The sequence below is a fragment of the Ruegeria sp. CL5 genome, assembly GCF_056536485.1.
Genome location: NZ_JBQFPS010000001.1, coordinates 446,893 through 459,625 on the forward strand (window position 1 = coordinate 446,893; position 12,733 = coordinate 459,625).

The window sequence follows — 12,733 nt, forward strand, 5'->3', positions numbered from 1 at the left end:
TCAATGCAAGTGGACTTGGCACCGCGCCAATTTATGTACCATAGTACATCATAGGGAAGGCAGGGGAGAGCCTTCCGGGGAGGAGCCAGTGGCCAAGGCCGCAAGCCAGATTGAAATGCCGGTTGGCGTCATCGTGCGCAAAACACCCGGGGTCACACGTTGGGCCCGCTGGAGCTGGCGCGCAGTCGCTTTGTTGCCTGGCGCCGGACCTGCGGATTGGCAAGAGCTGCGACGCGAAGGCGATACCGTCGAATATCACGCTGCCACACTGCCTCTATCACTCTGGGCTGACGAAACAGAGGCCTATATGGTGAACCTGTCGGACGGACAGCCCTCGCTTTACCTGGTGCTTCGGGATGAGTTGAAAGGTGAAACTCCCTTGAATGCAGTGCTGGTCACGGCCTCTCCGTTTGAAGGTCAGGACTACGCTGATACCGGCGAGGAGATTGTCGAGAAGATCCCGATGACAGAAGGTCTAATCGCTTGGGTGCGCGATTTCACGCTGCAGCATCATCGGGACGAAGTGTTCGTAAAGCGCCGTCGGGATAAGAAGCGCATAGATTTGGTTGAGGACGGAAAAGGCGACGCTCGCATCCGTCAGGACACGGATGTCTACCGCGCACCGCGTCGGGTGCTGCAATGACCCAAGCGCGCGATTTCTGGTCCCGCCGCAAGGCCGCCGTTCAGGCCGAGACCGAAGCAGAAGCTTTGGCCGCAAAGGAACAGATCATCACAACGCGGCAAGCTGAGATGGAAGAAAAAAGCGACGCCGAAATTCTGTCCGAGTTTGATCTGCCCGATCCCGATACGCTGCAAGCAGGTGATGATGTCTCGGGCTTCATGGCCAAAGCCGTGCCTGACCGCCTGCGCCGCCGCGCCTTGCGGCGCCTATGGCGGCTGAACCCTGTTCTGGCCAATGTCGACGGGCTGGTCGACTACGGCGAGGACTACACCGACGCAGCCTGCGTGATTGAGAACCTTCAGACCGCGTATCAGGTAGGCAAGGGCATGTTGGCTCATGTCGAAGTGCTCGCTGCCGAGGCTGAAGAGCAAGAATGCGATCCAGAGACAGATACGCTTGATGTGATCGAGGCGCGTGAAGAACCGGCCAAGGCCGAAGAACCTGCGCCGGAACCCATGACCGTGGCTAATGTGGAAGAACCAGAGGAGCTTGAAGTCCCCCCTGCTCCGCGCCGCATGAAATTTGAATTCGGAGGATAACTCTATGACCGCAGACAACGCGCAAACCATTGATATCTCGGCCGAGGATCGTCTGCGCGCGGATTTCTACAATTTTCTGGGTTTGCTTCTGGCTGGTCCGCCCGATCAGTTGCTGCTGGACCAGATGGCAGGGCTGAGCGGTGACGCCTCTGATCTGGGTCAGGCCATAGAGGCGATGGCGCGCGTGGCAAAGGTCACTAAGCCCGCCGCTGCCGAGCGTGAGTTCAATGCGCTTTTCATCGGATTGGGGCGTGGTGAATTGTTGCCTTATGCCAGCTTCTATCTGACCGGTTTTCTGAACGAAAAACCGCTGGCCCAGCTTCGCAATGATATGGCAGCACGCGGTATCACGAGGGCGCAAAATGTTTACGAACCCGAAGACAACATTGCCTCTCTGATGGAGATGATGGCGGGCATGATCGTCGGGCGTTTCGGCGCGCCTGCCTCGCTGGAAGACCAGAAGGCGTTCTGGAGTAAACACATCGGCCCTTGGGCCGCACATTTCTATTCAGATTTGGAAGGCGCTGAGAACTCGGTTCTCTATGCCTCGGTCGGCACCGCCGGTCGGGTGTTCATGGAGATCGAGCGCGAAGCCTTCCGAATGACGGCGGATTAATCCGCCACTCGCCGGTGCTTTGCAGCGCCAAACCGCAATTGGGACAGGAGGAGCCCATGAGCAAGACAAAGGAAGAAGGCGCAACCCGCCGCGACTTCCTGAAACTGGCCGGAACCGCAGCCCCTGCTGCTGTTGCCGCAGCCAGCCTGACCGGACAGGCCGAAGCAGCCGAGCTGCCAACGGACGACACCCGGATGCAGGATACCGCGCATACGCGCGCATACATCGAAAGCACCCGGTTCTAGGACTGGACGTTTTCATACCTGACAGACGGTTGCGATTGGCCCTGACGTCAGGATCAGCAGTACCAAGCCAGCCGTGGCTTACACGGCGCGCAAGGGAGGAAAGAAATGCTTAGGAAAAAGACCAACGGGGTTGCGAGACGCCCCCAGCGGACAAGTATCCTGTCCCAGGTCGGCGAGAAAACCGTCGATCGCCGCGCATTCCTGCGTGGCTCGGGCCTGACGATCGGCGGCCTTGCCGCGATCAGCGCCACGGGTGGAACCGTGACGCCTGCCAGCGCCCAGACAGCGGCAAACACCGCCGTTGAGAATATCAAATCCGTATGCACTCACTGCTCGGTGGGCTGCACGGTCGTAGCCGAGGTACAGAACGGCGTCTGGATCGGGCAGGAACCCGGCTGGGACAGCCCGTTCAATCTGGGCGCACACTGCGCCAAGGGGGCCTCGGTCCGCGAGCACGCCCATGGCGAGCGCCGCCTCAAGTATCCGATGAAAAAGGAAGGCGGCGAGTGGAAGCGCATCAGCTGGGAAGAGGCGATCAACGAGATCGGCGACGGCATGATGAGCATCCGCGAAGAATCCGGACCGGATAGCGTATACTGGTTGGGTTCTGCGAAGCATAACAACGAACAGGCCTATCTGTTCCGCAAGTTCGCTGCCTACTGGGGCACGAACAACGTGGATCACCAGGCCCGTATCTGCCACTCAACCACTGTTGCGGGTGTTGCGAATACATGGGGCTATGGCGCCATGACCAATTCGTACAATGACATGCACAATAGCAAGGCGATCTTCATCATCGGCGGCAACCCGGCCGAGGCACACCCTGTCTCACTGCTGCATATTCTGCGCGCGAAAGAGCAGAATAACGCCCCTCTGATCGTCTGCGATCCGCGCTTTACACGCACGGCAGCGCATGCGGATGAGTATGTCCGCTTCCGCCCCGGTACAGACGTTGCGCTGATCTGGGGAATCCTGTGGCACATCTTCGACAACGGTTGGGAAGACAAAGAGTTCATCCGCACCCGTGTCTGGGGCATGGACCAGATCCGCGAAGAGGTTGCTAATTGGAACCCGGATGAGGTGGAACGCGTTACTGGAACTCCGGGATCGCAATTGAAGCGCGTTGCCCGCACAATGGCGAACAACCGTCCAGGTACAGTCGTCTGGTGCATGGGTGGTACTCAGCACACCAACGGCAACAACAACACCCGCGCCTACTGTGTGCTTCAGCTGGCACTTGGAAACATGGGCACCACGGGTGGTGGCACCAACATCTTCCGTGGACATGACAACGTGCAAGGCGCGACGGATCTTGGTGTTCTGTCCCACACCCTGCCCGGCTATTATGGTCTGTCGAAAGGCGCATGGGGTCACTGGGCTCGTGTCTGGGGTGAAGAGCCCGAATGGCTCGCAGGCCAATTCGCCACGATCAAGGACAAGGAAGGCAAGGATAAACCGCTCCAGAATGAGCGTGGCATCCCCGTCTCTCGTTGGATCGACGGTGTTCTGGAAGACCCGGCCAACATGGACCAGGACAACAATGTCCGCGCCATGGTTCTGTGGGGCCACGCGCCCAACTCGCAGACCCGGATGACGGAAATGAAGACGGCGATGGAGAAGCTGGACATGCTGGTCGTGATCGACCCGTATCCAACAGTTTCGGCCGTTCTGCATGACCGTACTGACGGCGTCTATCTGTTGCCTGCTTGCACGCAGTTCGAAACCCGTGGCTCGGTCACGGCATCGAACCGGTCGTTGCAGTGGCGCGACAAGGTGGTTGATCCGTTGTTCGAAAGCCTGCCGGACGAGGTCATCATGGCCAAGTTCGCCAACAAGTTTGGCTGGGCAGACCGGTTCTTCCGCAATATCGAGATGGAAGACCCCGAGACCCCGAATGTTGAAAGCATCACGCGTGAGTTCAACAGCGGCCTCTGGACCATCGGCTATACCGGTCAATCGCCGGAACGTCTGAAAAGCCATATGGCCAACCAGCACACCTTCGACAGGACCACACTGCAAGCTATTGGTGGACCAAACGACGGCGAGTATTACGGTCTACCGTGGCCCTGCTGGGGAACCGCCGAGATGGGTCATACAGGGACACCAAACCTCTATGACATGTCCAAACCGGTGGCCGAAGGCGGCCTGACCTTCCGCGCCAGATTCGGCGTGGAACGTGACGGCGACAACCTGCTGGCCGAAGGGGTCTATAGCGCTGGATCGGAAATTCAGGATGGATACCCTGAGTTCACGATGCAGATGCTGATGGATCTTGGCTGGGACGGAGATTTGACCGCAGAAGAACGCGCGGCCATCGACGCCGTAGCAGGTGAGAAAACCAACTGGAAGACCGACCTTAGCGGCGGCATCCAGCGGGTTGCAATTGCCCATGGCTGTGCGCCCTTCGGGAATGCCAAAGCCCGCGCGGTTGTCTGGACCTTCCCGGATCCGATCCCACTGCATCGCGAGCCGCTTTACACGCCGCGTCGCGATCTGGTGGCGGACTATCCGACCTACGAGGACCGGCATGCATATCGCCTGCCCACGCTTTATGCTTCGATCCAAAAGAACGACTTTTCAAAGGATTACCCGATAATCCTCACGTCTGGTCGTCTGGTCGAATATGAAGGCGGCGGAGATGAGACACGGTCGAACCCGTGGCTGGCCGAGTTGCAGCAGGACATGTTCGTCGAGATCAATCCTCGCGATGCCAACAACCTTGGCATTCGCGACGGATCGCAGGTCTGGGTTGAAGGTCCTGAGGGTGGCAAGGTCAAGGTGATGGCGATGCTGACCAACAGGGTTGGTGCCGGTGTCGCTTTCATGCCTTTCCACTTTGGCGGCCATTTCCAGGGCGAAGACCAGCGGCACAAATATCCCGCCGGCGCTGACCCCTATGTGCTGGGTGAAAGTACCAACACCGCCCAAACCTATGGCTATGATTCAGTGACCCAGATGCAAGAGACCAAGTGTACTCTCTGCAAAATCTGGGCAGCGTAAGGAGGACGATAATGGCTAGAGCAAAGTTTCTCTGCGACGCTGAACGCTGCATCGAATGCAACGCCTGCGTAACCGCGTGCAAGAACGAGCATGAGGTACCGTGGGGCATCAACCGCCGCAGGGTGGTAACGATCAATGACGGCAACCCGGGCGAACGCTCGATCTCGGTGGCCTGTATGCATTGTTCGGATGCGCCTTGCATGGCGGTGTGCCCGGTCGACTGCTTCTATCAGAACGAAGAAGGCGTCGTCCTGCACTCCAAGGACCTGTGCATCGGGTGTGGTTATTGCTTCTACGCGTGCCCCTTCGGCGCGCCGCAATATCCGCAGGCGGGCAACTTCGGATCGCGCGGCAAGATGGACAAATGTACCTTCTGTGCTGGCGGCCCCGAGGAAACGCACTCGACCGCGGAGTTCGCCAAATACGGTCGCAACCGGATCGCCGAAGGCAAACTGCCGATCTGCGCCGAGATGTGTTCCACCAAAGCCCTGCTTGCCGGTGACGGCGACGTGGTGTCTGCCGTTTACCGCGAACGCGTCGTGGCGCGCGGCTTCGGCTCGGGCGCTTGGGGTTGGGGTACAGCCTACGACCAGAAAGACGGATAACTCCGCTTTCATGAACCAAACAGGCGACCCGCATCCGTGGGTCGCCTGATCAGGGATTTTGACCGAGGTTCAGATGTTCCGCTTACTCTTCGCATTGCTGTTCACCATCGGGCTGGTCCACGCTTCCGTTGCCCAAACCAACGATGCTGAGGCACCCGCAACCACTAATGAACGCGCTTCGACTGGCGGAGCGACAACGCTTGAGGACATTCTGGCCCGTCAGCGCGGCGAGAAGGTCGACAACAGCTATCGGTCGGAAAATACCGGACAGGGCAATGTGGAAGGTCTGCTTGGGCAAATCGGCACGCGCGGCGTCGCCTCAGACAGCGATGTCTATCGCGCGCTGCGCTATGGATCGGCAGATGTCACCGTTTCATCCCATGGACCAGCAGACAGCGTTTTGATTCAAGATGGCGGTATGTGGTGGCTGAGTTTCCGTACCGGGCCACTGCGCGAATACGGTACATACATCATCGCGGGAATGCTTGCGGTCATCGTTCTGTTCTTCCTGATCCGCGGAAAAATCCGCATAGATGGCGAAAAGACCGGGCGCAAGGTCCTGCGGTTCAACAGTTTCGAACGGTTCGGACATTGGTTATTTGCCGGTTCATTCCTGATCCTTGGCATCACCGGCCTGCTGGCGCTTTATGGCCGTGACTTCCTGATCCCGATCTTCGGCAAGGAAGGGTTCGCAACCATCGCTCAGGGGGGTAAATGGCTACATAACAACCTCGCCTGGGCCTTCATGCTTGGTCTGATTATCGTCACCGTGAACTGGATTTCACATAACATACCCAACAAGACCGACCTGAAGTGGCTCGCAGCCGGTGGTGGTTTGTTCACCAAGAACAGCCACCCGCCCGCAAAGAAGTTCAACGCAGGTCAAAAGGTGATTTTCTGGGCCTGTATACTACTCGGCGCCTCGATCAGCCTATCGGGCCTTTCGCTACTGTTCCCGTTTGAGCTGCCGATGTTCGCAAAGACATTCCAAATCGCCAACGCAACCGGCATTCCACAGATGCTGGGCCTGAACCTACCCGTGCAGATGTCGCCTCAAGAAGAGATGCAATATGCCCAGGTTTGGCACGTCATGGTGGCCTATGTGTTCATTGCGATCATCATAGCCCATATCTACCTCGGCTCAGTCGGCATGGAAGGTGCTTTTGACGCCATGGGCACTGGTGAAGTCGAAGAACAATGGGCGCGCGAGCATCACTCACTGTGGCTGGAAGAGGTGCAGGAAAAAGAGGCCAGCAAAGCGGCGGCCTCACCCGCTGAATAAATGCGCTGGCTGGTTCTGACGCTTGGCTTGATCCCCCTGCCCGCTTGGTCCGAGTTCTTCACGCTCAAAGGCCATGGCGGACCAATCATGGGGATTGCAATCGCACCGGATGGCCGTATCGCAACGGCGAGTTTCGACAACTCGGTTGGCCTGTGGACCGGACAGACCCCGGAATGGCTGGAAGGCCATGAAGCAGCCGTCAACACTGTCGTGTTCAACGGTACCGCAATCTATTCAGCTGGTGATGATTTTACGCTGCGCCGTTGGCCCGGCGGCGAAATTGTCGGACAACACAAAGGAAAAATCATCGGGCTTGCTGCATCAAGAACTCATGTCGCTACGGCAAGCTGGGACGGAATGATCGGGCTTTGGCCGGTCGATGGGTCAGAACCCATGTTGCTCGGGCCAACGGGCAGCGGGGTAAATGCGGTGGCATTCACTGCTGATGGGTCACAGCTTTATTCGGCTGGTGTCGATGGTTCGGTCCGCCTCTGGGATGTTACGAACGGTCAGGAGGTGGATCGCCTTATCGAGCACGGGTTCGGTGTGAACAGGTTGGTCTTGAATTCGATCGACAATTGGATCGCCTACGGTGCCGTCGATGGCGTCACCAGAATCCTTGATCTGGCGACCGGACAGGAACGCGATTTCACCCTGGACCGACGGCCGATCCTGGCGCTTGCCCTCAGCCCTGATCGAAGTCTTCTCGCAGTCGGCGATGGTGAGGGTTACATCATGGTCATCGACACACGGAACTGGCGCATCGCACAGGATTTCAGGGCCACGCTGCGCGGGCCGGTCTGGGCTCTGGCCTTCTCGAACGATGGGCAAAACATTCACGCCGGCGGAATTGACGAAGCGATGTATAGCTGGCCGGTCGCGGCCTCGGAAGACCGCGAGCAGATGGCGGCGGCCGAACCCAGTTTCCTGAAGAACCCGAACGAGATGGGAAACGGGGAACGCCAATTTGCCCGCAAATGCTCAATCTGTCATGGCCTTTCACCGGATGACCAGCGGCGTGCGGGCCCAACCCTGTATGGAGTTTTTGGGCGCAAAGCGGGTGCATTGCCGGGATATATCTATTCAAACACACTGCAAAACTCTGATATCATTTGGGATGAAGAGACGATAAACGCTCTTTTCGATGAAGGCCCGGACCATTACATTCCGGGGTCAAAGATGCCGATGCAGCGGATCACCGGATCGCGAGACCGTATCGACCTGATCGCCTTCCTGCGACGCGCGACGGCACCTAAAAACTGAGCCGGAGAAGACCATGAAAGCCTTCCTGTCCGCCGTCGTTGTGATGGTCGTCGTAACCACTGCCGCGCCGACCGTTCTTGACCAGATCGGTTTCAGCGCCGCTGATGTGGGTTCCGGCTCTTCGGTGCGTCTCGACTGAATGTCTCAATATTTGACAACCCGTGAATTGGCGGATCTGCTGCGCATTGGCGAGCGGAAAGCCTATGATCTGGCCTCGTCCGGCGAAATCCCTTGCGTGCGGGCCATGGGCAAATTGCTGTTTCCCAAGGCCGAGGTCATCGCATGGCTCAATGCCTCGCGCTCGGGTCCGCAAGTGGCTGAACCACCCCTGCCTCCGATTGTTGCCGGCAGTCATGATCCCCTGCTGGATTGGGCGCTGAGGGAAAGTGGATCGGGGTTGGCCACCTATTATGACGGCTCATTCGACGGGCTGAACCGCCTGTCCGACCGCGCAGCACAAGCGGCTGCGCTGCATATCCACGAGCCCGAAGGCTTCAATACCCGGTCTTTGTGCGACAAAATGGGTAACGCACCAATGATCCTCTACCAAGTCGCGCATCGGCAACGGGGCCTGTTGCTTGCGACTGGCACACCTGAAATCTCTGGTATTCAGGACTTGAAAGGCCGTCGTGTCATTCTGCGACAGGACAGTGCCGCCAGTCAGCACCTGTTCGATGCAGAGCTTGGCAAGCATGGGCTCGGTCGAGAGGATCTGAATGCCCTCCCGATCTGCGCCCGCACTGAAGAAGAACTGGCGATTGCCGTACGGGATGGCAAAGCAGAAGCCGGGTTCGGCCTCGGTGCACTTGCGAGCCCTTATGGGCTGAGCTTTGTGCCCACTCACTCTGAACGGTTAGATCTTGCCATCTGGCGACGCGTTTTCTTTGAGCCGCCGATGCAGACTTTAATCCAGTTCCTGCAATCCGAGCGTTTCTCTGAACGCGCTACCGACCTGGGCGGATATGACCTCAGGAATCTGGGCCAGATTCACCACAACGGCGCAAGTGGCTAATCTTTCTATTTTTCCAATGATAATTGCCAAAGATGAAATTCATCTTGCATTCGGAAAGAACATCTGCTGCCCATCCAACTCATAGGATTCAATCGCCGCCTGACCATCAGCACCAATCAACCAATCAATGAACCTCTGCCCCGAAGTTGCACGAACTTTTGAGTGCTTCTCGGGGTTCACCAGTATCACACCATATTGGTTGAACATTCGAGGGTCGCCTTCAACCAGGATTTCCAAATCACCTCGATTTCCAAATGAAAGCCATGTTGCGCGATCCGTCAGGATATAAGCGCCCATCCCGCTAGCGATATTCAGCGATGCGCCCATGCCCGCTCCGGCCTCGCGATACCATGTTCCCGACGCAGCTGTCGGGTCAATATCTGTCACCATCCAAAAACGCATCTCGGCCTTGTGGGTTCCGCTGTCGTCGCCGCGCGAAACGAAGGGTGCCTTGGAGCTGGCCACTGCCGCAAGGGCTGCGATGATATCGGTATCGCCCTTGACCTCGGCCGGGTCAGATTTCGGGCCGACGAGAACAAAGTCATTATACATGACATCGAACCTCTCAACCCCCCAACCATCAGCAACGAACTGCTCTTCGGCTGTTTTGGAATGAACCAACAGGACATCACCATCCCCGTTGATTGCATTTCGGATCGCTTGACCAGTTCCAACAGCCACAACCCGCACGTCAATACCGGTTTCGGCTTCAAACCCGGGCAAGATATAATCCAGCAAACCCGAGTTTTGAGTAGAGGTCGTAGACTGCACGATAATAAAGGGTTCTTCCGCCAAACTTGCGCCAGCGGTCAGCCCAAGCGCAACAATTGATGCCCGAATGAAATCAGGGATCATCCCATTTCTCCATCTGTATAAATCAGGTAACGAGGCCACCGGCCAGATACCGGCGCGACTCGTCGCTTTCTGGTGCTTCCAGAACCTGCATTGCTTTACCGTGTTCAACAACTCGCCCTGCTTGCATCATCACTATGTCAGATGCCAACCGGTGTGCTTGTCCAATGTCATGCGTCACCATAACGATGCGTACGTCCCGCTCAGAGGCGCGCAGGATCATCCGTTCGATCATCTGCGTTGCGCTGGGATCCAGTGCGCTGGTGGGTTCATCCAAAAACAACGTCTCGGGGTCTAAGGCCAATGCGCGCAATATTGCGAGCCTTTGCGCCTCGCCACCGGAAAGCGAACGCGCGGGTTGACGCGCCTTGCCACCTAGCCCGCCCTCATCCAGCAAGGATTCGATACGATGCTTCCTTTCCGCGCGCGGCATGGATCGCCGTTTCAGAACAAAGTCCAGATTGGCAGCAACAGAACGGCGCAGCAAAACAGGGCTTTGAAATACCATCGCCTGTCGTGCCTTGTGGCGGGCATTCAACACAGCACCGTTCTGACAAACCCGTCCCCGATCTGGTTGTATCAGTCCGTGCAGGCAACGCAGCAGCAGACTTTTACCCGCCCCATTCGGTCCAAGAATAAGGGTCGGGCCCGGACCATCCAAACAAAGGTGCGGGACGTCCAGCAATGCCTTGCCATTACGTGCAATACTCAGGCCGCTCACGTCCAGAATACCCAGCGCCCCGGTCACGACATCACGCATGGCGCAGCCCTTCCCGCTCGGCACGAAGTGTCAGCGCACTGACCATCGCGTTTACCGCCACGGCCAAGCCGATCAGGATCACCCCCAAGGCCAGCGCCATCGCAAGGTTACCTTTGGAGGTTTCAAGAGCGATCGTGGTCGTCATCACGCGTGTGACGTGATTGATGTTTCCACCCACTATGATCACCGCACCAACCTCGGCAATCGCCCGGCCAAATCCAGCCAGTAAAGCTGTAACTAGCGCCAACCGTGCGTCCCACAATAACACCGGAACCGAGGCCAACCGCGATACCCCAAGCGAGCGGAGCTGTTCGGAATATTCCTCGGCCAGCATTTCAACCACCTGGCGGGTAAGCGCGGCCATGATCGGTGTCACCAGAACCACCTGCGCTATGATCATGGCAGTGGGTGTGTAGAGCAGCTCCAGCACACCCAATGGGCCAGATCGGGACAACATCAGGTAAACCAACAATCCGACCACAACCGGTGGCAATCCCATCAGAGCGTTCATCAAAATGATAAGCGCGCGCCGCCCTGGAAATCGGGCGACTGCCAATGCTGCCCCGACAGGCATTCCAATGACTGCCGAAATCAGCACCGCAAATACCGAAACACGCAGCGACAACAGAACAATCGCCCACAACTCGGCATCCCCATTCAGGATCAACGAGATCGCTTGATTGAATTCTGATGCAAAATTATGCATTTTTTACCTGGTGGGTTTCAAGGCATCACTAAATACCGGTAATTTCAGTGAAATACTACACGTTTCAAGCAGCAAGTACAGGCACGAATCCGGCATCTACAATAGAAAACGCGGCCCCAATGGGACCGCGTTTAGAGTTGCGCGTGTCGCTGAACTTAGTTCAGCGCAGCATCCGTGATCTGGTGTGTCCAAGCACCATCAGGCTGCTTGGTGATAACCGGATCGGAACCACCGGCCAGCAGAGTCTCAACCGTACGATTGAAATCTGCCGGGTCCAGAGCACCATTCGACCCTGCGGTCAGCTTGGCAATCTCACCCATCATGCGTTTCTGATGCTCTTCGGTCTGGGCACCGGTTGCATCATTTTCAAGCACGATCTCAGCAGCCTCATCCGGATTCTCTTCGGCGTATTTCCAGCCTTTCATCGAGGCACGGACAAAACGCTCCATCTTGTCGGCAAAGGCCGCGTCGCTCAGGTTTTCTTCAAGCACATAGAGACCATCCTCAAGCGTGGCGACGCCCTGATCTTCGTATTTGAAGGTCACCAGTTCCTCGGGCGTGACACCGGCATCGATAACCTGCCAGTATTCATTGTAGGTCATAGTGCTAATGCAATCGGCCTGGCGCTGCAGCAACGGATCAACGTTGAAGCCCTGCTTAAGAACCTCGACTCCGCTGTCACTTTTGCCATCGGTGCTGATACCCAGTTGGCTCATCCAGCTCATAAACGGAAATTCGTTGCCAAAGAACCAAACTCCCAAGGTGCGGTTCTTCAGGTCCTCAGGTGCAGCAATTCCAGCATCCTTCCAGCAAGTGAGCATCATACCTGAGCTTTTGAAGGGCTGTGCGATGTTTACCAGAGGCAGACCCTTTTCACGCGCGGCCAGCGCGGCTGGCATCCATTCGACCGTCACATCTGCACCACCGCCTGCAATCACCTGAGTGGGTGCAATGTCGGGACCACCGGGTAGAATTGTAACGTCCAGGCCCTCTTCTTCATAGAACCCCTTGTCCTTCGCCACATAGTAGCCTGCAAACTGGGCCTGCGTGACCCACTTCAATTGCAGCGTGACCTCATCCGCAGCAAGTGCCGCACTGGCTGCCAGGCTAAAGGCGGCAACCGCCCCGCTGAGTAGCTTCTTCATCATCATATCTCCTAGTTGCTTATGTT

14 protein-coding genes are annotated in these 12,733 nt (G+C 57.3%); 10 read left to right on the forward strand and 4 right to left on the reverse strand.

Annotated features, from left to right (window positions below; all coding sequences use genetic code 11):
• Positions 1 to 88: 88 nt before the first annotated feature.
• The 10 genes from ACR0IU_RS02195 to ACR0IU_RS02240 all read left to right on the forward strand — a co-directional run bounded on the left by ACR0IU_RS02195 (position 89) and on the right by ACR0IU_RS02240 (position 9,244).
• Positions 89 to 643 (forward strand): DUF3305 domain-containing protein, encoded by a 555-nt coding sequence (locus tag ACR0IU_RS02195; RefSeq protein WP_480715089.1) that lies wholly within the window; start codon positions 89 to 91, stop codon positions 641 to 643.
• Positions 640 to 1,221 (forward strand): DUF3306 domain-containing protein, encoded by a 582-nt coding sequence (locus ACR0IU_RS02200; RefSeq protein ID WP_480715090.1) that lies wholly within the window; start codon positions 640 to 642, stop codon positions 1,219 to 1,221. Before ACR0IU_RS02195 ends, ACR0IU_RS02200 begins: the two co-directional genes overlap by 4 nt.
• A gap of 4 nt (positions 1,222 to 1,225) precedes the next feature.
• Positions 1,226 to 1,837 (forward strand): TorD/DmsD family molecular chaperone, encoded by a 612-nt coding sequence (locus ACR0IU_RS02205; RefSeq protein ID WP_170469535.1) that lies wholly within the window; start codon positions 1,226 to 1,228, stop codon positions 1,835 to 1,837.
• Between the two features lie 56 nt (positions 1,838 to 1,893).
• Positions 1,894 to 2,082 carry a ubiquinol-cytochrome c reductase iron-sulfur subunit N-terminal domain-containing protein gene (locus ACR0IU_RS02210; protein WP_010439477.1) on the forward strand — a complete coding sequence of 63 codons (189 nt, stop codon included), beginning with the start codon at positions 1,894 to 1,896 and terminating at the stop codon, positions 2,080 to 2,082.
• 105 nt (positions 2,083 to 2,187) lie between these two features.
• Positions 2,188 to 5,082 carry a formate dehydrogenase subunit alpha gene (locus ACR0IU_RS02215; protein ID WP_480715091.1) on the forward strand — a complete coding sequence of 965 codons (2,895 nt, stop codon included), beginning with the start codon at positions 2,188 to 2,190 and terminating at the stop codon, positions 5,080 to 5,082.
• A gap of 11 nt (positions 5,083 to 5,093) precedes the next feature.
• Positions 5,094 to 5,687, forward strand: a complete 594-nt coding sequence (gene fdh3B, locus ACR0IU_RS02220; RefSeq protein ID WP_010439472.1) for a formate dehydrogenase FDH3 subunit beta — start codon at positions 5,094 to 5,096, stop codon at positions 5,685 to 5,687.
• Positions 5,688 to 5,760: 73 nt separating this feature from the next.
• Complete coding sequence (locus tag ACR0IU_RS02225) at positions 5,761 to 6,969, forward strand: formate dehydrogenase subunit gamma (protein ID WP_480715092.1); 1,209 nt, start codon at positions 5,761 to 5,763, stop codon at positions 6,967 to 6,969.
• Complete coding sequence (locus tag ACR0IU_RS02230) at positions 6,970 to 8,232, forward strand: c-type cytochrome (RefSeq protein WP_480715093.1); 1,263 nt, start codon at positions 6,970 to 6,972, stop codon at positions 8,230 to 8,232.
• 13 nt (positions 8,233 to 8,245) lie between these two features.
• The gene (locus tag ACR0IU_RS02235) at positions 8,246 to 8,371 is read left to right on the forward strand and encodes a hypothetical protein (protein ID WP_480715094.1); all 126 of its coding nucleotides are present in this window, start codon (positions 8,246 to 8,248) and stop codon (positions 8,369 to 8,371) included.
• Positions 8,372 to 9,244 carry a substrate-binding domain-containing protein gene (locus tag ACR0IU_RS02240; RefSeq protein ID WP_480715095.1) on the forward strand — a complete coding sequence of 291 codons (873 nt, stop codon included), beginning with the start codon at positions 8,372 to 8,374 and terminating at the stop codon, positions 9,242 to 9,244.
• A 39-nt stretch (positions 9,245 to 9,283) separates the two neighbouring features.
• On the opposite strand, the gene ACR0IU_RS02245 is transcribed toward ACR0IU_RS02240, so the two are convergent.
• From ACR0IU_RS02245 to ACR0IU_RS02260, 4 genes are all read right to left on the reverse strand, one after another.
• The gene (locus ACR0IU_RS02245; RefSeq protein WP_480715096.1) at positions 9,284 to 10,099 is read right to left on the reverse strand and encodes an ABC transporter substrate-binding protein; all 816 of its coding nucleotides are present in this window, start codon (positions 10,097 to 10,099) and stop codon (positions 9,284 to 9,286) included.
• A 22-nt stretch (positions 10,100 to 10,121) separates the two neighbouring features.
• Positions 10,122 to 10,856 carry an ATP-binding cassette domain-containing protein gene (locus tag ACR0IU_RS02250; RefSeq protein WP_480715097.1) on the reverse strand — a complete coding sequence of 245 codons (735 nt, stop codon included), beginning with the start codon at positions 10,854 to 10,856 and terminating at the stop codon, positions 10,122 to 10,124.
• Positions 10,849 to 11,562 (reverse strand): ABC transporter permease, encoded by a 714-nt coding sequence (locus ACR0IU_RS02255; protein WP_480715098.1) that lies wholly within the window; start codon positions 11,560 to 11,562, stop codon positions 10,849 to 10,851. Before ACR0IU_RS02255 ends, ACR0IU_RS02250 begins: the two co-directional genes overlap by 8 nt.
• 155 nt (positions 11,563 to 11,717) lie before the next feature.
• Positions 11,718 to 12,707 carry an ABC transporter substrate-binding protein gene (locus ACR0IU_RS02260; protein ID WP_010439453.1) on the reverse strand — a complete coding sequence of 330 codons (990 nt, stop codon included), beginning with the start codon at positions 12,705 to 12,707 and terminating at the stop codon, positions 11,718 to 11,720.
• Between the last annotated feature and the right edge of the window lie 26 nt (positions 12,708 to 12,733).